The sequence below is a fragment of the Massilibacteroides vaginae genome, assembly GCF_900178525.1.
GTDB classification, from domain to species: domain Bacteria; phylum Bacteroidota; class Bacteroidia; order Bacteroidales; family Tannerellaceae; genus Massilibacteroides; species Massilibacteroides vaginae.
Genome location: NZ_FXDJ01000009.1, coordinates 467,273 through 489,212 on the forward strand (window position 1 = coordinate 467,273; position 21,940 = coordinate 489,212).

At 41.7% G+C, this 21,940-nt stretch carries 20 protein-coding genes and 1 riboswitch; of the genes, 9 read left to right on the forward strand and 11 right to left on the reverse strand.

Annotation, left to right across the window (positions count from 1 at the left end; genetic code table 11):
• Positions 1–10: 10 nt before the first annotated feature.
• Entirely contained in the window at positions 11–1,378 is a 1,368-nt protein-coding gene (locus B9Y81_RS10480) for a Gfo/Idh/MocA family protein (protein ID WP_085536886.1), read from the reverse strand.
• Between the two features lie 180 nt (positions 1,379–1,558).
• On the opposite strand from B9Y81_RS10480, the gene B9Y81_RS10485 reads away from it, so the two are divergent.
• From B9Y81_RS10485 to nrdG, 3 genes are all read left to right on the forward strand, one after another.
• The gene (locus B9Y81_RS10485; RefSeq protein ID WP_085536887.1) at positions 1,559–2,446 is read left to right on the forward strand and encodes an AraC family transcriptional regulator; all 888 of its coding nucleotides are present in this window, start codon (positions 1,559–1,561) and stop codon (positions 2,444–2,446) included.
• Between the two features lie 301 nt (positions 2,447–2,747).
• A riboswitch (cobalamin riboswitch) is annotated at positions 2,748–2,952 on the forward strand.
• Between the two features lie 74 nt (positions 2,953–3,026).
• Entirely contained in the window at positions 3,027–5,411 is a 2,385-nt protein-coding gene (locus B9Y81_RS10490; protein WP_085536888.1) for an anaerobic ribonucleoside triphosphate reductase, read from the forward strand.
• Complete coding sequence (gene nrdG / locus B9Y81_RS10495) at positions 5,404–5,937, forward strand: anaerobic ribonucleoside-triphosphate reductase activating protein (protein WP_085536889.1); 534 nt, start codon at positions 5,404–5,406, stop codon at positions 5,935–5,937. Before B9Y81_RS10490 ends, nrdG begins: the two co-directional genes overlap by 8 nt.
• Here nrdG and argS read toward each other — a convergent pair.
• The 4 genes from argS to B9Y81_RS10515 all read right to left on the reverse strand — a co-directional run bounded on the left by argS (position 5,888) and on the right by B9Y81_RS10515 (position 10,627).
• Positions 5,888–7,681, reverse strand: a complete 1,794-nt coding sequence (argS, locus tag B9Y81_RS10500) for an arginine--tRNA ligase (RefSeq protein ID WP_085536890.1) — start codon at positions 7,679–7,681, stop codon at positions 5,888–5,890. The two genes, nrdG and argS, sit on opposite strands and share 50 nt — an antisense overlap.
• Before the next feature lie 135 nt (positions 7,682–7,816).
• Positions 7,817–8,173, reverse strand: a complete 357-nt coding sequence (locus B9Y81_RS10505) for a thioredoxin family protein (RefSeq protein ID WP_085536891.1) — start codon at positions 8,171–8,173, stop codon at positions 7,817–7,819.
• A 537-nt stretch (positions 8,174–8,710) separates the two neighbouring features.
• Positions 8,711–9,862, reverse strand: coding sequence for an AAA family ATPase (locus B9Y81_RS10510; RefSeq protein WP_085537753.1), 1,152 nt, complete (start codon positions 9,860–9,862; stop codon positions 8,711–8,713).
• Positions 9,863–9,982: 120 nt separating this feature from the next.
• Entirely contained in the window at positions 9,983–10,627 is a 645-nt protein-coding gene (locus B9Y81_RS10515) for a DUF5715 family protein (protein ID WP_085537754.1), read from the reverse strand.
• A gap of 67 nt (positions 10,628–10,694) precedes the next feature.
• Between B9Y81_RS10515 and B9Y81_RS10520 the strand changes: the two genes are divergently transcribed.
• Positions 10,695–10,991 carry a hypothetical protein gene (locus tag B9Y81_RS10520; protein WP_085536892.1) on the forward strand — a complete coding sequence of 99 codons (297 nt, stop codon included), beginning with the start codon at positions 10,695–10,697 and terminating at the stop codon, positions 10,989–10,991.
• Between the two features lie 166 nt (positions 10,992–11,157).
• Here B9Y81_RS10520 and B9Y81_RS15220 read toward each other — a convergent pair whose 3' ends face one another.
• From B9Y81_RS15220 to pruA, 5 genes are all read right to left on the reverse strand, one after another.
• On the reverse strand, positions 11,158–11,355 hold the full coding sequence (locus tag B9Y81_RS15220; RefSeq protein ID WP_139822915.1) for a hypothetical protein: 198 nt from the start codon (positions 11,353–11,355) through the stop codon (positions 11,158–11,160).
• Between the two features lie 140 nt (positions 11,356–11,495).
• Complete coding sequence (locus B9Y81_RS10525) at positions 11,496–11,834, reverse strand: hypothetical protein (protein WP_085536893.1); 339 nt, start codon at positions 11,832–11,834, stop codon at positions 11,496–11,498.
• Positions 11,835–11,837: 3 nt separating this feature from the next.
• Entirely contained in the window at positions 11,838–12,137 is a 300-nt protein-coding gene (locus tag B9Y81_RS10530) for an FtsB family cell division protein (protein ID WP_085536894.1), read from the reverse strand.
• 110 nt (positions 12,138–12,247) lie between these two features.
• Positions 12,248–13,423, reverse strand: a complete 1,176-nt coding sequence (locus B9Y81_RS10535; RefSeq protein WP_085536895.1) for a proline dehydrogenase family protein — start codon at positions 13,421–13,423, stop codon at positions 12,248–12,250.
• Between the two features lie 29 nt (positions 13,424–13,452).
• Positions 13,453–15,084, reverse strand: a complete 1,632-nt coding sequence (gene pruA / locus B9Y81_RS10540; protein WP_085536896.1) for an L-glutamate gamma-semialdehyde dehydrogenase — start codon at positions 15,082–15,084, stop codon at positions 13,453–13,455.
• 244 nt (positions 15,085–15,328) lie between these two features.
• On the opposite strand from pruA, the gene B9Y81_RS10545 reads away from it, so the two are divergent.
• From B9Y81_RS10545 to B9Y81_RS10565, 5 genes are read left to right on the forward strand one after another with little or no spacing between them, the layout of a single operon-like run.
• The gene (locus B9Y81_RS10545) at positions 15,329–15,883 is read left to right on the forward strand and encodes a helix-turn-helix domain-containing protein (protein ID WP_085537755.1); all 555 of its coding nucleotides are present in this window, start codon (positions 15,329–15,331) and stop codon (positions 15,881–15,883) included.
• Positions 15,884–15,904: 21 nt separating this feature from the next.
• Positions 15,905–17,554: an AMP-binding protein gene (locus B9Y81_RS10550; protein WP_085536897.1), complete on the forward strand. Its 1,650-nt coding sequence runs from the start codon at positions 15,905–15,907 to the stop codon at positions 17,552–17,554.
• A gap of 6 nt (positions 17,555–17,560) precedes the next feature.
• Positions 17,561–18,643 (forward strand): glutamate 5-kinase, encoded by a 1,083-nt coding sequence (gene proB / locus B9Y81_RS10555; RefSeq protein ID WP_085536898.1) that lies wholly within the window; start codon positions 17,561–17,563, stop codon positions 18,641–18,643.
• A gap of 11 nt (positions 18,644–18,654) precedes the next feature.
• Complete coding sequence (locus B9Y81_RS10560; RefSeq protein WP_085536899.1) at positions 18,655–19,905, forward strand: glutamate-5-semialdehyde dehydrogenase; 1,251 nt, start codon at positions 18,655–18,657, stop codon at positions 19,903–19,905.
• Positions 19,906–19,916: 11 nt separating this feature from the next.
• Positions 19,917–20,870 carry a Rossmann-fold NAD(P)-binding domain-containing protein gene (locus tag B9Y81_RS10565; RefSeq protein WP_085536900.1) on the forward strand — a complete coding sequence of 318 codons (954 nt, stop codon included), beginning with the start codon at positions 19,917–19,919 and terminating at the stop codon, positions 20,868–20,870.
• 49 nt (positions 20,871–20,919) lie between these two features.
• Here the strand turns inward: B9Y81_RS10565 and B9Y81_RS10570 are convergent, their stop codons facing one another.
• On the reverse strand, positions 20,920–21,918 hold the full coding sequence (locus B9Y81_RS10570) for an acyl-ACP desaturase (protein WP_085536901.1): 999 nt from the start codon (positions 21,916–21,918) through the stop codon (positions 20,920–20,922).
• Positions 21,919–21,940 lie beyond the last annotated feature (22 nt).

Consider the following 21,940-nt stretch of genomic DNA (forward strand, 5'->3'; position numbering starts at 1 on the left):
CTTTGGATTTTTAAAAATTATAAGGTGGTCTGTGTGGTCGGGCTATCATAGAATTGGCTTCGTCATCGTTTTTGAAACGTTCTGAAACGGGGTCCCAATATAGTTTTCGATTTAGTTTCATTGCAATATGTTGCAGCAAACAGGCCGAACAGGAACGATGTGCTACTTCTGCCGGTGTAATGTTTTGTTTGCGTGTTCGTACGCTTTCCAACCAATTGCCATGATGGCCTGTGCTCACATATAAACGAACCGGATCGTTATCCGTTAATGGAGAGAGAATTTTAGGATCAGAGGCTTGGAGGGCTTTTGAAGTTGTGCTGATCGGATCATTTGCTGAAGCCTGATAGGATCCGCGACTTACAAATAGCCATCCGTCTGAACCGGTGAATAAAACGCCGTTCGGTTTTTCTTTACTGTCTGTAGTTCCTGTCACTACGACACCATTGTCATAAAGCATCTCTGTTTCGTATTGTCCATGCACATTCCAAAGTCCGCCTGTGGCAAATTCTGCTTTTCCATAGATCTCCACCGGACCAGAATATTCCGTATCCATCGCCCAATGGGCAATATCGAAGTGATGCGCGCCCCAACCGGTAATCATTCCGGCACCAAACTGTTCGCAGCGCAACCAACCCGGACGGCCATACCCTTGCTGAGGATGTACCCGATCTACCGTATATGGAACATAAGGCGTTTGTCCCAGCCACATATCATAATTAAAACCTTTAGGGATCGGCATTTCTTCCGGATTACCACCCGGAGGATCGCCCGGCAAGCGCACCTCTATCTTTTGCAGCTTACCGATACGGCCGTTTCTAACCAGCTCACAGGCAACCCGGAATTGCTCCATAGAACGTTGCTGACTGCCGATCTGCAAAATACGTCCACTGGCATTTACCGCGTCACTCATCTTACGTCCTTCTTCAATCGTTAATGAGGTTGGTTTTTGCAAATACACATCCTTGCCCGCGCGCACAGCGTCTATCGCATTCTTCGCATGCCAATGATCCGGCGTACTGATCAGTACAGCATCAATATCTTTATTCGCTAATAAATCAAGATAATTTTCATAAAGCGTAACACCGGTATACGGTTTACCGGATTTTTTTGAGTAATATCCTTCGATAAGCGTTTTGGCATCAGCCAAACGATTCACATCCGGATCGGCAGCGGCAACAATACGCACATCATTATATTTCCATACGCCGGGCATATCATGATCCCGGGAAATACGGCCAACTCCAATTGCACCAATATTAATACGGTTAGAAGGTGCATTTGCACCAAAAACAGAAGCCGGTACAATTGTCGGAGCAATTAGGAGACCAACCCCCGCTTTAAGTGACTTTTTGAAAAAATCTCTTCGAGTAGTATTCATAAGTAATAAATTAAAAAGTTAACAGACTTCGTGTAAAAGCAAAGATATAGTTGTTTTCCCTGCCAAACAGACTTTATTTTTGCAAATAATAAGACTATATTTGCTATTCGTATAGAGTAAATATTTATATAATCATTTTAATAATTGCCTTCTTAAACCGGAATTAATTAACAGACGTATATGAAAAACAACTTTATGCATGAACAACTGCCGATCGATGACCATCAGCCCATCATCGCGCGTCATTACGACTACAATCGGTTTACTTACCCGTGGCATTTTCACTGCGAATATGAAATTATTTATGTTAGGGAAGGGCATGGCGAACGCTTTGTTGCGGATAATATCGGCACTTTCGGAGCCGGCGACATCATTTTTTTAGGTAGTAATCTGCCTCATTACATGAGAAGTTCTGTTGAATATTTTTCTGAAAACAGCCGCAAGAGAGTTACAGGGGTAGTTATTCAATTTCAGGAGGATTTTATGGCTCATGCTATCGACAACTATATTGATTTAAAACCGATAAAAGATCTTTTGACAAAATCGAAGCGTGGCCTTTTATTTACATCGCATTCCAACAAAAAGATCGTAGAACAAATAGAACTTTTGCCTTCGTACAACGGAATAGATCGCTTTGTTAATTTATTATTACTTCTTGATCGTATGGCCCGATCAAATAATAAACGGCTGTTGGGAAGCCGGCAATTTGATAATTCTCTTTCCTTATTTACCGACGACCGTTTGGTAAAAGTACTTTCTTATGTTAACTATCATTATACTGAAAAAATCAACCTTGAAGAGGTTGCGGCAAAAATCCCGATGAATGTAACCGCTTTTTGTCGTTATTTTAAAGAGAAATCCGGAAGAACATTTATGGATTATATTCTCGATTTGCGTATTGGTTATGCTTGCAAGCTTCTATCCGGCAGACCAATGGATATTACACAAATTAGTATTGCCAGTGGATTCAATAGCGTTTCACATTTTAATCGTATATTTAAACGTAAAATCAATATGACTCCAACCGAATACAAAACGCGTTTTTCGCAACCTTACCAAATACTTTAAACTACCTCAATTCCTCACTCGCGAAATTCAGAGTTCACCTAAATGTTACACATTTATCTCGAACTAAAAACGGTAAAACCTATATATCAACAACTTAAATAGTCTAAAAGCATAATTCAATAAAATATAAACACCAAAACATCTCCCATTTAGGAAAACTTTTTTAAATAATCAATATAATTATTCCCCAATTCGGGATACTATTGTCGTTTTTTATTTACACCTTTGCAGTATTCAAGATCGAAAACAAATAGCCGGTTGGCTTCATCCTCATCTACATAACAACCGGATATTTTGATTGATCTTACAAAAACATATTGGTGTCGGATTTCCGCGACTTCGGAAATGCGATGAAAAGGGAATCAGGTGGAAATCCTGAACAGACCCGCTGCTGTGAGCTCAACAAGAGAGGCTTTATGCAACACTCCAATGCCACTTTTTTAAATTAAAGGGAAGGCGCATAAAGCAGAGCAAGTCAGAAGACCTGCCAGTATAAAGTGTCAAACTATTCTTTCGAGGTATAAAAGAATAGTATAGTTATTAGTGCTATTAATTGATTGTACAAACAAAATTAAATGCCATGAGTTTTTCTGAAATTACAATCTCCAAACGCGATGGTACGCAGGAGAAGTTCTCAATTGAGAAAATTAAAAATGCCATTACTAAAGCATTCCGGGCAAGCAATACGCCCGATGGTGAAAGGGAAATGTATGATATCGCGTTGGCTGTTGCTTCCGCCATCAACAAACCGACAACGTCTGTAGAGGAAATTCAGGATGTAGTGGAAAATGAATTGATGAAACGAAATCCTATTGTAGCCAAAAAATACATTATTTACAGGGAATGGCGAAATGTGGAAAGACATAAAAAAACCCACATAAAGCATATTATGGACGGAATCGTTTCTATTGAAAAGAATGATACGAATCTCAGCAATGCCAATATGTCTGCTCATACTCCGGCAGGCCAGATGATGACTTTCGCGTCTGAAATCACAAAGGATTATGCCGAAAAGTACCTGATCAATCCGGAATATACGTTAGCGCACAGGAATGGGGATATTCACATTCACGATCTGGATTATTATCCTACCAAAACGACTACTTGCATACAATATAATCTGGAGGAACTTTTCGAAAAGGGGTTCCGCACTAAAAACGGCAGTATTCGTACGCCGCAATCTATTCAGAGCTACGCTACGTTGGCAACCATTGTCTTCCAGACAAACCAGAACGAACAGCACGGCGGACAGTCTATTCCGGCGTTCGATTTCTTCATGGCTAAAGGGGTGCGCAAAACTTTCCAAAAACATTTGGCATCCAACATAGAATTGCTTGCGCAATTGGCCGGCGCGATTGCGAACGAAAAAGAGTTGCGCGCGATTGTAAAAGAAAACATTCAAAGCATACAGGTTTCCGAAAGCGACAGGAACAAACTGATCGATAAACTGACTGAGTACGGGATAAATCTTGACAGTGATCAATTACTTCTTGCAATCAAACGTTCCGAGGTTACTACGCGAAAAGAAACGCACCAGGCAATGGAGGGCTTCATCCACAACCTGAACACAATGCACTCCAGAGGAGGTAATCAGGTTGTTTTCAGTTCCATTAATTATGGAACCGACACCTCGCCCGAAGGACGTATGGTTATACGCGAGTTGCTTGGTGCTACAATTGAAGGATTAGGACACGGGGAAGTTCCCGTTTTTCCGATACAGATATTTAAAGTAAAAAACGGAGTTTCATACAATGAAGAGGATTACCGATTGGCGTTAACGGATTTTGAGGGAGCGTTAAAGGGTAAATTCAAATTCTCAGCGCCTAACTTCGATTTATTACTGGAGGCTTGTCAGACAACTTCAGTTGCTTTATTCCCGAACTTCATGTTTCTGGATACACCGTACAATCTGCACGAAAAATGGCAGGTAAACGATCCGCATCGATATATTTATGAGACCGCCACTATGGGATGCCGCACGCGTGTTTTCGAGAATCTGCACGGTGAGAAATCTTCTATTGGTCGTGGAAACTTATCTTTCACCTCAATAAATATGCCCAGACTGGCCATAGAAGCCAAGTTGAAAGCAGAAACGCTATACCCTGATTTAAGCAAACAGGAAACACAAGATAAAGCCCGCGCCTTCTTTCTAAAGTCAGTACATGCCATGACCGAAATGGTAGCCGAACAACTTTATGATCGCTATCAATATCAGCGCACAGCCTTAGCAAAACAGTTTCCTTTTATGATGGGCAACAACATCTGGCAAGGTGGAGAACAACTCCAGGCAAATGACGAGGTGGGCGATGCGATAAACTCCGGGACTTTAGGCATAGGGTTTATTGGCGGACACAATGCGATGGTTGCCATTTACGGCGAAGGACACGCAAAAAACCAACGAGCCTATCAAACGCTATACGACGCGGTTCTCGAAATGAATAAAGTAGTCGACGAGTTTAAGGAGAGATACAAACTGAATTATTCTGTACTGGCCACTCCCGCGGAAGGTTTATCCGGACGATTCACCCGGATAGACAAAAAGAAATACGGTATAATTACGGGTGTTACCGATCGGGATTATTACGTGAACTCTTTCCATATTGATGTAAAGGAACATGTAAACGTTGCCGAGAAAATCAGACTGGAAGCTCCTTTCCACGCCATAACTCGTGGAGGACATATTACTTATGTGGAGTTGGACGGTGAAGCGAAGAAAAACGTTTCGGTAATACTTAAGATAGTTCATCAGATGAACAAAGAGAACATAGGATACGGTTCCATCAATCATCCCGTAGATACATGCCATCAATGTGGATATAAAGGCATTATCTACGCTAAATGTCCGATCTGCAAAAGCGAAAACATTATTCGCATGCGCCGGATCACCGGCTACCTGACAGGGAGTCTTGAATCATGGAACTCGGCCAAGCAGGCAGAGGAAAAAGACCGCGTAAAGCATGTTTAAAGATCCCATTCGCATAATTAAGATTTACAACGAAACCATCTCGGATGGAGAAGGCATTCGTTATTCCATCTATCTGTCCGGTTGCAGGCACTGTTGTAAAGGGTGCCACAACCCGGATAGTTGGAATCCATCGGCAGGCAGAATACTCACCGCAGAATGGCTGACGGAAATCATTAACGAGATCAACGCCAATCCCATGCTGGACGGAGTCACATTTTCGGGAGGCGATCCGTTCTATTATCCGGCCTCATTTCTGTTATTATTACGGGAGATCAAGGAAAGAACCGGCATGAACATCTGGTGCTATACCGGATACACGCATGAAGAGATAGTAAGAGACAAAGCACTGAATGCCTGCCTCGAATACATAGATGTTTTAGTGGATGGACGTTTTGTAAAGGAGTTATTCTCTCCGTCTCTCCCGTTTCGAGGCAGCACAAATCAACGCATCATACGTTTAGATAGAAAAACGAAGATTACATCCGCTCAGGCACCTCGATTCCTAACAGTTCCATTCCGGACTTAACTACTTTTGCCACATTGGCCGAAAGTACAAGTCGGAACACTTTCAACGCTTCATTTTCTTCACGAAGAATTGAATAGTCGTGGTAGAATTGATTGTACTCCTTCACCAGATCATAGATGTAGTTAGCGATATAAGCCGGGCTATATTCCGCGCCTGCTTCTTTTACCGTTATCGCAAAGTCGGCAACGAGTTGCACCAAGCCTTCTTCCTTTTCAGAAAGTGGAAGATTCAGCGGTAATTCCGCCGGGAGAAGGATTCCCTGTTCTTCTGCTTTGCGCAATACAGAACAAATACGCGCATAAGTATATTGAATGAACGGACCCGTATTTCCATTAAAGTCAATCGATTCTTTCGGATTGAAAGTCATATTTTTACGGGGATCGACCTTCAGTATGAAATATTTCAATGAACCCAACCCTACTATTTCGGCAATATGCTCTGCTTCCTCTTTGGTTAGTCCGTCTAATTTTCCCAGCTCCTGCGAGATATCACGGGCCGTAGATACCATTTCCTCCATCAACTCATCGGCATCAACAACAGTTCCTTCGCGACTTTTCATTTTTCCTTCCGGAAGTTCCACCATACCATAAGAGAAATGAACCAAGCCCTTTCCAAACTCAAAGCCTAATTTATCCAACAGAATGGAAAGTACCTGAAAATGGTAATTCTGTTCGTTCCCTACTACATAGATCATCTTATTAATAGGATAGTCGTCGAAACGAAGTTTAGCCGTACCGATATCCTGAGTCATATAAACAGACGTTCCGTCGGATCGAAGCAACAACTTCTCATCCAGTCCATCGGGCGTAAGATCTGCCCATACAGAACCATCTTCACGACGGTAGAACACACCTTTTTCCAGTCCTTCAAGCACCTTATCTTTACCTTCCAGGTAGGTTTCCGATTCGTAATAAATCTTATCGAAATCAACGCCCATTCTTTTATACGTCTCGTCGAATCCGGCATAAACCCAACTATTCATCCGTTTCCACAAAGACACCGTTTCCTCATCGCCGGCTTCCCACTTGCGTAGCATTTCACGTGCTTCGGCCATTAATCCGGATTTTGCCTCTGCCTCTTCTTTCTTTAGTCCGGAAGATTCCAGATCCTTAAGTTCCGCTTTATAATGTTTATCAAACAACACGTAGAAATCACCAATCAGGTGGTCGCCTTTCTTTCCGGTAGAGTCGGGAGTAGCACCCTCACCCCACTTTTGCCAGGCCAGCATAGACTTACAGATATGGATTCCACGATCATTTACGATGTTTGTTTTCACAACACGGTAACCGTTCGCTTTCATGATTTCAGACAAACTGAATCCTAAAAGGTTATTACGCACATGCCCCAGGTGAAGCGGTTTATTGGTGTTAGGAGACGAATATTCGATCATCACCAAAGGCGCGTTTTCCGTTACCGGACGAATGCCGTAGTTTGGTTCCGCTTGAATCTGATTCAACAGATCCACCCAGCATGAAGCAGCAACCGTCAGATTCAAAAATCCCTTGATCACATTAAACTCAGCCACGGCAGACTCATTCTGCTGAAGATACTCCCCTATTTCCTGTGCTGTTTGTTCAGGCGATTTCTTAGATATTCTCAAGAAAGGAAAGACCACCAAGGTAAGATGTCCTTTAAACTCTTTTTTAGTCTTTTGCAACTGAATTTGATCGGCTGCTACATCAGCCCCATAAAGCGTTTTGATCCCGGCAATTACTGCCCCGGCAATTTGCTGTTCTATCACCATAGGTATATATACTGTTGTTCAGATTATTATTCGAGTTGCAAATGTACGGCTTTTTTCAAAAAGATAAGGCTTTCCTATGACGGAAAGCCTTATCAACCTAAAATACAATCTTAACTACTAATCACAAATCTATTATTACAATAATTTATGCTGAATTAATTCTTTTAATTCATGTTTAGGCATAGTGCCCAACATCATTTCCTTGCCACCGTCTTTTTTACAAAATAAAAGAGTGGGAATCGTTCGTATCTTAAAAAAAGCATCCAACTCCTCTTCCTTGTCCACATCTACATTATAGATATAAATATCCCCTCTGTAATAATCTGCGAATTCATTCAGTATAGGTTCCAGCCTTTTACAGTAGCTGCACCATGGAGCAGTGAAGTTTACAATACAGGGCCTGTCTCCTTTATACTTCCAATCACTGGGGGAGGCATCAATATCTCCTACAAGTGTCAGGAATTCGGCCTTTGTCAATTCTTTAACCGCCATATATTCTTCTTTATATTAAAATTCTAACTGTTGGTATTACAAAGTTCAGAAATTAATATGACATGAGAGATAAAATCAAAATAGATAAACTTTATGCAATTATAACCGTGATTTATATCCCTTTACAAAGCACGAACCGGACATACAAATACGCCTGCAAAACACAACTCAGAAAACCATAAACTAAAGGCAAATAAGAACACTCCGACTCACTCTCCCTGTCATCTCGACTTTCCCTCCTTGTCAATCCGGCTACCTTCCCTGTCATCTCGACCGAAGTGGAGAGATCTCTGCATGTGGCTTCGTTTGATTGTAACCAGATGGGATGAGATGCTTCGACAGGCTCAGCATGACAGTGGTTAATGGCCACATTTTTATCCAACTACCCTCCCTGTCATCTCGATTATCCTCTTTGTCATCTCGACCGAAGTGGAGAGATCTCTGCATATAGCTTCGTTTGATCGTAATCAGATGGTATGAGATCTTTCGACAAGCTCAAGATGACAGTGGTTGATGGTATGAGCGCCTCTCTTTGCGTCATAGTTCATAGCGGGTACTATAGATGCCGTTTATCCACATGCCAAAAAGCTTGTCTGTTATGGAATAAGTCTTGTTGAGTTCCGTGATAAGGTCTTTCTCAAGTAATTTTTTTGTGGCAGATTGAATCGAACTTGCTGATGTTAGATTATTTCTTTTGATAAATTGTGCTGACGTTATCTGCTCAACTAATCCCTCACGCGCTATGGCATAGAGCAGTTCTTTTTGTTTCTCAGGTACGTTTGATAGTATTTCACGAAACAGGGTAGCATTGCTTTCTATCATAGTGTCAATAGTTGCCTTAATCGTATCGATGGTGCATTCTTCACCTTGTAAAGTGTTTGCAAAAACACCGTTAAATGTCTTCTGGATATAATAAGTGTGTCCTTCAAATAGATTATAAACACGCTGAACCGAATCTTCTGAAATGAAACGCTGATTTGTTTTGAAATGGTCAATAATAAATGGTATATACAACTCCGGGGCAATTGCATTTAATTCCATAATATCCGCACTGTGATAGAAAGGACGAGCAGCAGACAAAAACATCGACTGCATCATGTGTCGCTCACTACCTGCAAAAACAAAATGGCAGTTCTCCATTTTCTGAATATGAGTCCGCAACAAGGCTTCAATATTTCTTTCGGGATACTTCGCGATTTGCTGAAACTCATCAACAGCCACTATACATGGCTTATCTGCCGCTGCCAAATAGCTGAATATTTCTTCTAATGTATATTCCGGACGATCAATATCTCCTAATCCGAAATTAAAAGTCGGCAGATTAGTCAATGGATCAAAGCCAAATTTACCATGCAATGATTTTAGTGTCTGAACAAACAAACTTGCCATTTTTTTACTACGGGGAGCAAGCGTTTCATATATTTTTTTACCGAAAACATACGTAAACTCCTTTAAACTCGAAGTGTGTAGTATATCCATGAAAAAGGTATAGTAATGATCTTTGATTTCCGGTTTCTCATAACAAAACTGAATAAGACCGGTCTTGCCCATTCTACGTGGAGAGATAATCACCATATTGTTGCCATTTGTCAATGACTTTATCAACCTCGCCGATTCTGACTTCCTGTCACAAAAATACTCCGGGGCAATTTTGCCGGTAACGATAAACGGATTTGTTTCTTTCAGCATAACAACGATTTTTTTTTGGATCATTTGTTTAAAAACGCATGATCCTTTTTATGCAAATATAATTATTCGTTTCGAATAATGCTAATCGAATAATCTATTTATGAACCGCTATCGCCGGCTTTACTGTCTTACGGTAATGTGGAAACATCCCTGTTTCCGCTCGTGCTTTATATAGCAACGATCTGCGCGTTGCAGGTCTCGCAACACCGTAGCCAACACTAATTTAAGCTGGTCTTTGTCCAGATCAAGCGGATCTTTTTCTTTTATTTTAGTATAGCGAACCCACGAAATATCAAACGTAGTGCCGTATTGGTGGGCAGAATTAGCCGAAGAGTTGCCATTTCGCTTGCGTAGTTTTGAAACATCCTCTACAGTACGGGTAACACTCGTTACCTTTATTTTGTAAAGTGGTGCATTGAGGTTATAAAGAGAATCCTGAAAATTACGTCCGATATCTGTCAATAATTTTTCAGCTTCGGGTACAAGAAAGGGAATAGAATGCGTCAGATCTTCTACTTCAAAGTAATCATTCGTCGCAATCTCCTTCATTTTTCGCGTTGCATGTTTTGCCTCTTCACGAGATGCCACCGGTTTTACACCTAATTTCTGAGCAGAGTCTATATGCTTATCGTTCAAATCGTTGAAGTCCCGGTTATAGCTACCGGTAAATCTGATCGGTTTTAGCTCGCCACGTTTTTCCTTACAAGCAGAGAATGTAATCAACAACACACACAAACAACAAAAAAATCCCGTTAACCTATTCATCATATTTACATCTTAATTTGCGCAAACAAAAATAGGCAAAAGAGACTGTTTTCCCATAGCATAGCCCATGTATTATTCCGCCGGCAAACCAGAACGCCCGTTTTTATCGAGTAAACAGACAATAAAAAGAAAACAAAAAAGTAAATTTTCCCTCATTTTTAACTTAAAAACGCGAAAAAACAGTCCCGAAAAACAGCTTTTACAAACCACTGTTTATCAACAACATAGAAAAGCGAAAAACATAAAGGATATTTTTTTAAACATAAAGGATATTTTCGGAAAAATAAAGGATATAATTAAAAATATAAAGGATACGATTTTTAAGCGCATCCCACAAGCTGATCAAATCGAAATGTTAAAATAATTACACCACAGAAAACCAACCCCTATTTTCACCTCACAAAGTTGACCGTATCCCACTGTCATCTTGAGCCTGTCGAAGCTTCTCATACCATCAACCATTGTCATGCTGAGCCTGTCGAAGCATCTCATACCATCAACCATTGTCATGCTGAGCCTGTCGAAGCATCTCATACCATCTGATTACGATCAAACGAAACTATATGCAGAGATCTCTCCACTTCGGTCGAGATGACAGGGAGGGAAAGTCGAGAAGACAGGGAAGGTAGTCGGATAGAAATGTAGCCATCAACCATTGTCATGCTGAGCCTGTCGAAGCATCTCATACCGTCAAACATTGTCATCTTGAGCTTGTCGAAAGATCTCATACCATCTGATTACGATCAAACGAAGCTATATACAGAGATCTCTCCACTTCGGTCGAGATGACAAAGAGGGTGGTTGGTTTGACAAAGAAGTAGGTCGGTTTCATTAAGAGGGAAAGTCGAGAAGACAGGGAAGGTGGTAGTTATTTCTCCTTTTTATCGTCTTTGGGGTAAACAAATGCTACGTATAATTGCAGAAAGGCAGAGATACTCAGACAAAGGATCCATTCATTCCGGTTGTTAAACATCAGCATGGAAGCGGCGATCATTAATATTCCGGCAATAAGATTATAACGTTGTAATCGCTTTTTTCGTAAATCTGTTTCTTTAGTAGGTTCTGTGGCATAGCCAAGAGTAAGACCGGCAGCACCTACAGCAAAGAGATAGGGAGATATGGCTTGGTCAATAATGTACAATGTAGCTCCTGCAAGTAATAAAAGGGCGGAAACTAAAAATAGAATTGTTCTGAGTCGTTGATTCATTCGTTAATCCTTAATTATAAAGATATCTTCGTTTTCTTTTTTCATGAAATATTCTTCACGGGCAAATCGCTCTAACCCTTCTTTATCCGTATGGAGATTGTTCAGTTTTTCCTGATTGACTATAATTTCTTTCTGGTAATAGTTGATTTCGTTTTCCAGAGAACGGATTTTCTCATCGTACTGGTAACGCATATACAAGTTACTGTCTCCCGCGATAAAAGTCAGCGCCAAAAATCCGACAATAACGACTACGTACGGGTTTACCTTAGCCAAATATTTATTATACAAGTTTTTAATGCCCATCCGGAATTTGTTTTTGACAAAGATATATGTTTTTGTATTAAACAAGAAAGGACGCGCCTTCTATTTACAAGGGTGCGTCCTTAAATAACACAGTAATTAAACCTGTATATTTATTTTTTCAGTTTTTTCCTTCTTTCCAATTCAGATTTCAACATCCTGAGTTCGCGACCGGTCTGGCCGGCAACAGAGGTATTTTCTTCTGCTCTACGAATAAGGTAAGGCAACACATCATTTACGCGGGCATAAGGAACATATTTAGTTACATTGTATCCGGCATCCGACAGGTTAAATGATATATTATCACTCATACCGAGCAACTGAGCAAAGAACACTCGTTTATCATTCGTGGCCAGGTTTTTATCCAACATCAGTTGAGCCAATTTATAATTGCTTTCCTCATTATGTGTTCCCATAAAAAGTTCCATACGATCCAGGTGATCAATAACAAAAGCTACTCCTTCATCAAAGTTGGCATCTGTCGCAGCTTTGTCTTTACAGATCGGGTCCGGATAACCATATTCAGCCGCCCGCGCGCGCTCATCTTCCATATAGGCACCACGCACAAATTTTATTCCGGGAAAATAGCCTTTTTCTATGGAGTCGTCCAGTATTCGTTGCAGATAAGGCATACGATCATGGCGATACATCTGTAATGTAGCAAAAACTATGGCTCTTTCTTTATTGAATTTACGCATGGCCTCATCGGTAAGCTCGTCGATAGCCGCTTGAAAGCAATAATCTTCCGCGTCTACTAAGATACGCACGTTGTTATCATAGGCTCGTTGACACAAGGCCATAAAGCGTTCGGTAAACTCTCTGTATTCTTTTATTTCATCAATAGTCAATTTCCCTCTTTTCTCCGACACTTTTGAGAACAGCGCGTCATACGTTAATGTTGAGGGTTTAAAAACAGCATAAGCGATATTCGGATTTTTTTTCGCGTAATCAACAGAACGTAGGGTTTCTTCAAATGCGGCCTTAATTCCATCCGGAGTTTTCTTGCCCTCAGCAGAATAATCAAGGGTAGAAAAAACCTGATACTTCTTCAGGTGCTCAATAGTCGGGGCACAATCTTCCAACGATTCTCCACCTACAAATTGTTTATAGAGGGTAGGCTTTACCGCCCAGGCCAAAGGGAAATGAATGGCCAATGCAACATTCGTGCCTGCTTTGGCTATTTTCACCAAAGATGGGTATTTAATCGCGCTAAACAACAAGCAAGCATTTCTTAATTCAGATCGCGTTTTCGATGAAAACGCGATCTCTAAATTATTAAAGTCCAACATATATCGTAATGATTTAACGATCCGACTTTTTATTTTTCACCTAAAAAAGGATAGCCGTAATGCGTTGGCGGAACAAGTGCTTCCTTAATAGTACGTGCATTAGTCCAACGTATAAGGTTCAACGGTCCTCCGGCTTTATCATTCGTACCCGAAGCTCTTGAGCCACCGAATGGCTGCTGACCAATCACGGCACCGGTCGGTTTGTCGTTGATATAGAAATTTCCGGCAGAATAGCGCAGCTTTTCAAAGGCGGTCTGTATCGCATAACGATCACGTGCGAAGATAGAACCGGTCAATGCGTAAGAAGAAGTACTGTCACATAGTTCAAGTGTTTCTTCGTATTTATTATCATCGTATATATAGATCGTAATTACCGGACCGAAAATTTCTTCTACCATTGATTTGAATTTCGGATTAGTGGTAAGTATCACCGTTGGCTCTACATAGTAACCCACTGATTTATCGCCGTTACCTCCAAAAATAACTTCCGCGTCGGTAGCTTGTTTTGCGTAATTAATATAGCCCATGATATTATCAAAAGACGCCTCGTCGATTACAGCGTTAACGAAATTCGTAAAATCCTGCGGGTCGCCCATCTTGATGTCTTTCAACATATCGCCGATATAATTTTTCACATCTTTCCAAAGAGAAGCCGGAATATAAGCACGTGAAGCTGCCGAACATTTTTGTCCCTGATACTCGAACGCACCACGAACGATGGCTGTTGCCACATCTAATGCCGGAGCTGACGGATGTACAAAAACAAAATTCTTTCCACCTGTTTCACCAACAATTTTCGGATAAGATTTATAGTTTTCTAAGTTATCGCCCATTTGACGCCATAACGTATTGAAGGTAGAAGTAGAACCGGTGAAATGGAATCCTGCCAAATCCGGACTTTTAATCACTACTTTACCAACCACACTTCCTTGTCCCGGAATAAAATTAACAACGCCATCCGGCAAACCTGCTTCCCGGAATACTTTCATCAGCAGATAATTGGAATGGATTGCCGTTGTAGAAGGTTTCCAAACCGTTGTATTACCCATCATAGCCGGAGCCATGTTTAAATTGGATGCGATAGACGTAAAGTTAAACGGGCTCAATGAAAACACGAAGCCTTCCAGCGCGCGATATTCCATACGGTTCAAAATACCGGTATCGGAATAAGGCTGATCTTCGTAAACCTGTCCGGCATAAAAAGCACTGAAACGCAGGAAGTCGATTAATTCACACGGAGCGTCTATTTCTGCCTGATAAGGATTTTTGCTTTGCCCCAACATGACTGAGGCATTCAACAAATAGCGGTATTTTGTCGCGAAAAGTTCAGCCACACGCAACATCACAGACGCACGCTCTACCCAGGGTAATTCAGACCACTCCTTATGCGCTGCCATAGCTGCGTCAATAGCCATCTGTACTTCTTTCTCTCCTGCTTTATGGTAAGTTGCCAACACATGTTTATGATCATGTGGCATAACAACCTTTCCGGTATTTCCGGTGCGTATTTCTTTACCTCCGATAATTAATGGAATATCCCATTCCTCCGAAGAAACTTGCGCAAGCGCTTGTTTAAGCTGCTGTTTATCACTTGAGCCGGGTGCATAAGCTTTTACGGGTTCATTGATTGGCTTAGGGAATCTAAAAATAGCGTTGTCCATGATAAATTAAAGTTTATAAAATTATTTGTGTGTGTGTGTTTTTTACATGCAGTAAACTTAGTAAATATTAACTATATCTAAATACTCCGTACCGTTAAATAATCTTCAGTATTTACAGAGCATAAATCATAACGCATCTTTTTTTACCTGCAACTTTCACTTTGAAACATTTTTCCCCTTTTTTATAACAACTATGTTTTTATCTTTATCTTTGTCAGGTATCACCTTTATGAATCAGGTAGAAATGAATGAACAAATCGAACAAATTGCTAAACGACTGGTAGGCTTGAGAGAAGCTTTAGATATTGGTCCTGAAGAGATAGCCCGGGTATGCAACTTAAGTAAGGAAGAGTATCTTCTGCTCGAAAGCGGACAGGTCGATATATCGGTCAGCGTTTTACATCAAATCGCGCAAGCCTACAACATTGAATTAACCACGTTGATGTTTGGTAGTGAACCCAGAATGAGCGCTTACTTTATTACTCGTAAAGGAAAAGGTGAGGCAGTTGAAAGAACAAAAGCGTATAAATACCAATCATTAGCCATGGGGTTTAGTGACAGGATAGCCGATCCGTTCATCGTAACAGTACACCCTCGTCCGGCCGGAGAACCGGTTTATCTTAACGCACATAAAGGACAAGAATTCAACATAGTGATAAAAGGGCGCATGCTGATCCAGATCAATGGAAAAGATCTGATTCTGGAAGAAGGAGATAGTATTTATTTCAACTCAGCACTTCCACACGGCATGCAGGCTCTGGACAATAAAGAGGTGCAATTTCTCGCAATCATATTATAAGAATCAACGGATAACAAACACATGTTGGAAAAATATATTGATCAAACATCTTTCACCTCACAGAAAGATTTTATCGAAAATTTTAAGGTAAACGTACCCGACAATTTTAATTTCGGATATGATGTAGTGGATGCCTGGGCTATGGCAGAACCGGAGAAAAAAGCATTATGCTGGACAAATGATAAAGGAGATCATATTGATTTCTCGTTTGCCGATATCAAACGTTATTCGGATCAAACAGCCTCCTATTTCCAATCGCTCGGAATTGGTCGTGGAGATATGGTGATGCTTATACTAAAAAGACGATACGAATTCTGGTTCTCGATCATTGCCTTACACAAAATAGGGGCTGTAGTTATTCCGGCAACACACCTGTTAACGAAGAAAGATATTATCTATCGCAATAAAGCGGCTGATATTAAAATGATTGTTTGTGCCGGCGAAGAGGATATTTGTAATCATGTTAAAGAAGCAATACCGGAATCGCCATCTCTGAAAACAATTGTTTCGGTTGGTCCGGAAGTGCCTGAAGGTTTTTTGGATTTTCACAAAGGTATTCGTGAGGCTAAGGAATTTATCCGTCCGGCAAAAAACAGTAATGACGATATTTCATTAATGTATTTTACATCGGGCACAACAGGTTACCCGAAGATGGTAGCCCATGATTTCACCTATCCTTTAGGACATATCGTTACCGCAAGTTTCTGGCACAACCTGAAAGAAGACAGTCTCCACTTAACAATAGCGGATACGGGTTGGGGAAAGGCCGTATGGGGAAAACTATACGGACAGTGGATTGCCGGAGCTACGGTTTTTGTTTATGATCATGAAAAGTTCACCCCTTCAACCATGTTGGAGATGATACAGCAATACAGTATCACCTCGTTATGCGCTCCTCCTACCATCTTCCGTTTCTTAATTCGCGAAGACCTGACTCAATACGACCTTTCTTCTTTAAAATATTGTACTATTGCCGGAGAAGCTCTTAACCCGGCTGTATTCAATACCTTTTTGGAGCTTACCGGAATTAAATTGATGGAAGGATTCGGACAAACAGAAACAACGCTTACGATAGCGACTTTCCCGTGGATGGAGCCCAAACCGGGTTCAATGGGTGTACCCAATCCGCAATATGATATGGATCTTATTCTTCCGGATGGTTCATCTGCTGAAGATGGCGAACAGGGCGAAATCGTAATCCGCACAGAAAAAAACAAGCCTATTGGATTGTTCAAAGAATACTACCGCGACCCACAGCTGACGCATCATGTATGGCACGACGATGTTTACCATACCGGCGATGTAGCGTGGAGAGATGAAGACGGATACTATTGGTTTGTAGGACGTGTAGATGATGTAATTAAAAGTTCCGGATACAGAATCGGGCCGTTTGAGGTAGAGAGCGCGTTGATGCTTCATAAGGCAGTTGTTGAATGTGCCATTACCGGTGTTCCGGATGAAATTCGCGGACAGGTTGTTAAGGCTACGATTGTTCTTTCTAAGGAATACAAAGACAAAGCAGGGGATGATCTGGTCAAAGAATTACAAGATCACGTAAAACAAGTGACCGCTCCTTACAAATATCCACGCATTATCGCGTTTGTAGACGAACTCCCTAAAACCATCAGCGGTAAAATCCGCAGAGTAGAAATTCGGGACAAAGACAAATAAAAAGCAATGTATCGATATAAAAGAATTGCCGTAAAAATCGGAAGTAACGTACTGGCCAGAAAAGACGGTACGTTAGACGTAACTCGTATGTCCGCATTAGTCGATCAGGTTGCCGAGTTGCATAAAAAAGGGATCGAAATAGTTTTAATCTCCTCAGGAGCTGTTGCTTCAGGCAGAAGCGAGTTAAACGTAAGTAAAAAGTTAGACGCCCTTTCTGCTCGTCAACTTTACTCTGCCGTAGGACAGGCTAAACTGATCAATCGGTATTATGAATTATTTCGTGAACATCGATTGGTATGCGGACAGGTGCTCACTACGAAAGAAAATTTCGGCAGCCGCACGCATTACCTGAATCAGAAGCATTGCATGGAAGTTATGCTCGATAATAAAGTGATCCCTATTGTTAATGAAAACGATACAATATCGGTAACCGAACTTATGTTTACCGATAACGATGAACTTTCAGGCCTTATCGCCGCGATGATGGGAATGGACGCGCTGATTATATTAAGTAATATAAACGGTATTTACAATGGCGATCCTTCAAACCCGGCCTCGTCTGTGATTGCGGAGATAAACGGTTCGCAAGAAGACTTATCGGATTTTATTCAAACCGAAAAGTCATCATTCGGTCGCGGCGGAATGCTCACCAAATGCACAATAGCCCGTAAAGTGGCCGAAGAAGGTATCTCGGTTATTATCGCAAACGGCAAGAAGGATAATATTTTGTGCGATTTATTAAAGAAGGAGAGCAATACTATCTGCACACACTTTATTCCGTCGGCCAAACCGGTTAGCAGTGTAAAAAAATGGATTGCCCATTCGGAAGGATTTGCCAAAGGTGAAATACACATTAATGAAGGCGCGGAGAAAGCCCTTTTAAGTCCGAAAGCAACCAGTGTATTGCTGGTTGGAGTAACCAGAATACAAGGCGAATTCGAAAAAGACGATATCGTTAAACTGTTTAATGAAGAAGGAAAACAGTTGGGCGTTGGCTGCGCGGCATACGACAGCCGGGAAGCCGTTAAGTTAATTGGCGTAAAGGATATAAAGCCTTTGATCCATTATGACTATCTTTATCTGGATTAATAGATTTAGTTATGCAAACAATCGGACTGTTACAAAATGCGTCTGAGGCAAAATACGCGCTGAACAGACTTACAGACAATGAGATAAATGACATTCTACGCTCCGTTGCCACCGCTCTGGAAGCTAATCAGGACTTCATATTAGCAGCAAATCAACAGGATTTGCAACGGATGGAGCAAGCTGATCCGAAATACGACCGCCTGAAACTTACGGCAGAACGGATTAAGAGTATAGCCGGAGATATGCGCAATGTTACCACCCTACCCTCTCCTCTTCATAAGATACAGAAAGAGATAGTGCGTCCTAACGGGATGAGTATACGCAAAATCTCCGTTCCGTTCGGTGTGATCGGTGTAATCTACGAAGCTCGCCCGAATGTTACATGCGATGTATTTTCGCTTTGCCTGAAAAGCGGAAATGTATGCGTACTTAAGGGCGGATCGGATGCTGAGTATTCGAACAAAGCATTGGTTGAAATCATTCATAAAGCAGTAGAACAACATGGGCTCCGGAAAGAAGTCTGTACGTTGCTTTCCGCGGAAAGAGAAGCTACAGACGTTCTTTTAAAAGCAACAAACTATGTCGATCTTATCATACCTCGTGGAAGCGCGGGATTAATCCACTTCGTCAGAGAAAATTCTCTCGTTCCTATTATTGAAACGGGAGCCGGCATTTGTCATACCTATTTCGACAAAGACGGCGATAAAGACAAAGGGCAAGCCATTATTACGAATGCTAAAACAAGACGTGTAAGTGTATGCAATGCGTTAGACTGTTTGATCGTTCATGCCGATCGTTTATCCGATCTGCCTTTCCTGTGTGCCAAACTAAAGGATAGTGCGGTCATTATTTATGCGGATAAAGACTCCTACGCTGCATTAAAAGGGAACTATCCGGACAAACTGCTTAAAGAAGCAACGGAAGAAAGTTTCGGAACGGAATTTTTAGATTACAAAATGAGCATACGCACTGTTCCGTCAATCAACGAGGCACTCAAACAGATCAGTCGCTACAGTTCGAAACACAGCGAATGCATTGTAAGCGAATCCCGCGAAGCGATACTTCTGTTCGAACGTATGGTAGATGCCGCCTGTGTTTATGCCAACGTGTCTACCGCATTTACGGATGGGGCTCAGTTCGGATTCGGCGCGGAAATTGGAATCAGCACCCAAAAAGCGCACGCGCGAGGCCCGATGGCTTTAGAAGAAATTACAACATACAAATATATTATCGAAGGAAACGGGCAAATACGCCAGCAATAAAAGTAAAAAATATGAGGAATTTCACATGCGTCCATGATTTGGGCGATTTAAACAAAGCAGTAAAAGAAGCGTTTGAAATAAAAAAAGACAGATTCAAACATGTGGAACTGGGAAGAAACAAAACCTTGTTGATGATTTTCTTCAACTCCAGCCTCCGTACTCGTCTTAGCACACAAAAGGCAGCCATGAATCTGGGAATGAACACAATCGTTTTAGATATTAATCAGGGTGCCTGGAAACTGGAAACAGAACGGGGCGTTATTATGGATGGCGATAAACCGGAACACCTGTTGGAAGCTATACCCGTTATGGGTTGCTATTGCGATATAATTGGTGTGCGTTCTTTCGCTAAATTCGAAAACAAGGAAGAAGATTATACCGAAATGGTTATCAACCAGTTTATCAAATATTCCGGCAGACCGGTGTTCAGCATGGAAGCCGCTACAAGGCATCCGCTGCAAAGTTTTGCCGATTTAATTACCATAGAGGAGTATAAAAAGACAGCTCGCCCGAAAGTAGTGCTGACTTGGGCTCCTCACCCACGCGCACTGCCCCAGGCAGTTCCAAACAGCTTCGCGGAATGGATGAACGAAACAGATTATGATTTCGTGATCACTCATCCGAAAGGCTATGAACTGGCTCCCGAATTTTCCGGTAAAGCGAAGATCGAATATGATCAGGCTAAAGCATTTGAAGGTGCCGATTTTATTTATGCTAAAAACTGGGCGGCTTATGCCGATCCGAACTATGGACAAATACTTAGCACAGATCGCGCATGGACAGTAGATGAAGCCAAAATGAAGCTTACCAATAACGCTTATTTCATGCACTGCCTACCGGTTCGGCGGAATATGATTGTGACCGACGACGTGATCGAGAGTCCGCAAAGCATCGTTATTCAGGAAGCAGCAAATCGCGAAATCTCGGCACAAGTTGTGCTTAAACGGATTTTAGAAGGTCTGTAAAATAACATCGGGGCGGATCAACGTATCTGCCCCGACACAAAACATCGAATTATAACCGCGTAGCCGGTTGCAACCACTTATACTGATACGAAACTTCGGGAACCACCATTCGTTCGGCCACCTTACTCATTCGAGCCGGCAACTTCATCAAATAATCACGCGCTTTCTCGGCCTTGTCGGTCAGTCCCGTTAGCTTATCGATATGCCACTTATTGATCAGTTTCTGCATAATATCCACATAATCCGTAGCCGTATACACCCCCAATCGTTGCGCAGAGTTAGAGAAATGCTCGAACAATGAGCCGCTACTCTCACCCGATTCTCGCAGGAAGTGCGCAGGCATAATAATCTTCTGCCGCATCATATAGTCAAACGCCAGCAGCATCTCGCTCGGATCTACTTCAAAAATTCGTTTCACAAATTGCGCGTATGCCTGGTGATGACGCATCTCGTCCGAAGCAATCTTCTTACACATGGCAGACAGTTTCGTATCGCCAAACTTCTTTGCCAGATCCGAAACACGTAAATGAGAAAGATAGGTTGCCAGCTCCTGAAATGAAGTATAAACGAAGTTTTTATACGGGTCGCGACCTGTTCCGATATCGAAACCGTCGTTTATCAAATGATGGGCCGTTTGTTCTACTTCGCGCATATTGATTCTGCCCGACAGGTAAAGGTATTTATTCAGTATATCTCCATGACGATTCTCCTCGCCCGTCCATTGGCGCACCCATTTGCCCCAGCCATTTCGTTCCTCACTATCTTCCGTTTGCACCCCTTCCACCTGTAGCAGCCAGGATTCATAGGTAGGCAGTGCCTCTTCGGTGATTGTATCTCCCACCAGCACGGCAAGAAAATCATCAGGCAGGTCTTTCGCCAGTTCGCGCAGTTCCGTCACATCATCAAAAAACGACTCGCTTTGCGAATCAGGCAGGAAATCAGACGGTTGCCATATCTTTTCAACCGGAATCAAAAATTGTTTGATATATTCATTAACGTTAGTTTCCAAGAAGCGCATTACTTCCAGTCGGATGTTATGTATTGACATGTATTAAAATAATATTAAGCCG

Coding starts and splice junctions, on each gene's coding strand:
- argS (WP_085536890.1), bottom strand. CDS start 7,681: ATGGTGATAGAACAGCAAATTGCCGGGGCAGTAATTGCCGGGATCAAA.
- B9Y81_RS10560 (WP_085536899.1), top strand. CDS start 18,655: ATGCAAACAATCGGACTGTTACAAAATGCGTCTGAGGCAAAATACGCG.
- B9Y81_RS10535 (WP_085536895.1), bottom strand. CDS start 13,423: ATGTTGGACTTTAATAATTTAGAGATCGCGTTTTCATCGAAAACGCGA.
- B9Y81_RS10550 (WP_085536897.1), top strand. CDS start 15,905: ATGTTGGAAAAATATATTGATCAAACATCTTTCACCTCACAGAAAGAT.
- proB (WP_085536898.1), top strand. CDS start 17,561: ATGTATCGATATAAAAGAATTGCCGTAAAAATCGGAAGTAACGTACTG.
- B9Y81_RS10565 (WP_085536900.1), top strand. CDS start 19,917: ATGAGGAATTTCACATGCGTCCATGATTTGGGCGATTTAAACAAAGCA.
- nrdG (WP_085536889.1), top strand. CDS start 5,404: ATGTTTAAAGATCCCATTCGCATAATTAAGATTTACAACGAAACCATC.
- B9Y81_RS10510 (WP_085537753.1), bottom strand. CDS start 9,862: ATGCTGAAAGAAACAAATCCGTTTATCGTTACCGGCAAAATTGCCCCG.
- B9Y81_RS10490 (WP_085536888.1), top strand. CDS start 3,027: ATGAGTTTTTCTGAAATTACAATCTCCAAACGCGATGGTACGCAGGAG.
- B9Y81_RS10480 (WP_085536886.1), bottom strand. CDS start 1,378: ATGAATACTACTCGAAGAGATTTTTTCAAAAAGTCACTTAAAGCGGGG.
- B9Y81_RS10545 (WP_085537755.1), top strand. CDS start 15,329: ATGAATGAACAAATCGAACAAATTGCTAAACGACTGGTAGGCTTGAGA.
- B9Y81_RS10515 (WP_085537754.1), bottom strand. CDS start 10,627: ATGAATAGGTTAACGGGATTTTTTTGTTGTTTGTGTGTGTTGTTGATT.
- B9Y81_RS10485 (WP_085536887.1), top strand. CDS start 1,559: ATGAAAAACAACTTTATGCATGAACAACTGCCGATCGATGACCATCAG.
- B9Y81_RS10570 (WP_085536901.1), bottom strand. CDS start 21,918: ATGTCAATACATAACATCCGACTGGAAGTAATGCGCTTCTTGGAAACT.
- pruA (WP_085536896.1), bottom strand. CDS start 15,084: ATGGACAACGCTATTTTTAGATTCCCTAAGCCAATCAATGAACCCGTA.
- B9Y81_RS15220 (WP_139822915.1), bottom strand. CDS start 11,355: ATGAGATCTTTCGACAAGCTCAAGATGACAATGTTTGACGGTATGAGA.
- B9Y81_RS10530 (WP_085536894.1), bottom strand. CDS start 12,137: ATGGGCATTAAAAACTTGTATAATAAATATTTGGCTAAGGTAAACCCG.
- B9Y81_RS10520 (WP_085536892.1), top strand. CDS start 10,695: ATGTATTATTCCGCCGGCAAACCAGAACGCCCGTTTTTATCGAGTAAA.
- B9Y81_RS10525 (WP_085536893.1), bottom strand. CDS start 11,834: ATGAATCAACGACTCAGAACAATTCTATTTTTAGTTTCCGCCCTTTTA.
- B9Y81_RS10505 (WP_085536891.1), bottom strand. CDS start 8,173: ATGGCGGTTAAAGAATTGACAAAGGCCGAATTCCTGACACTTGTAGGA.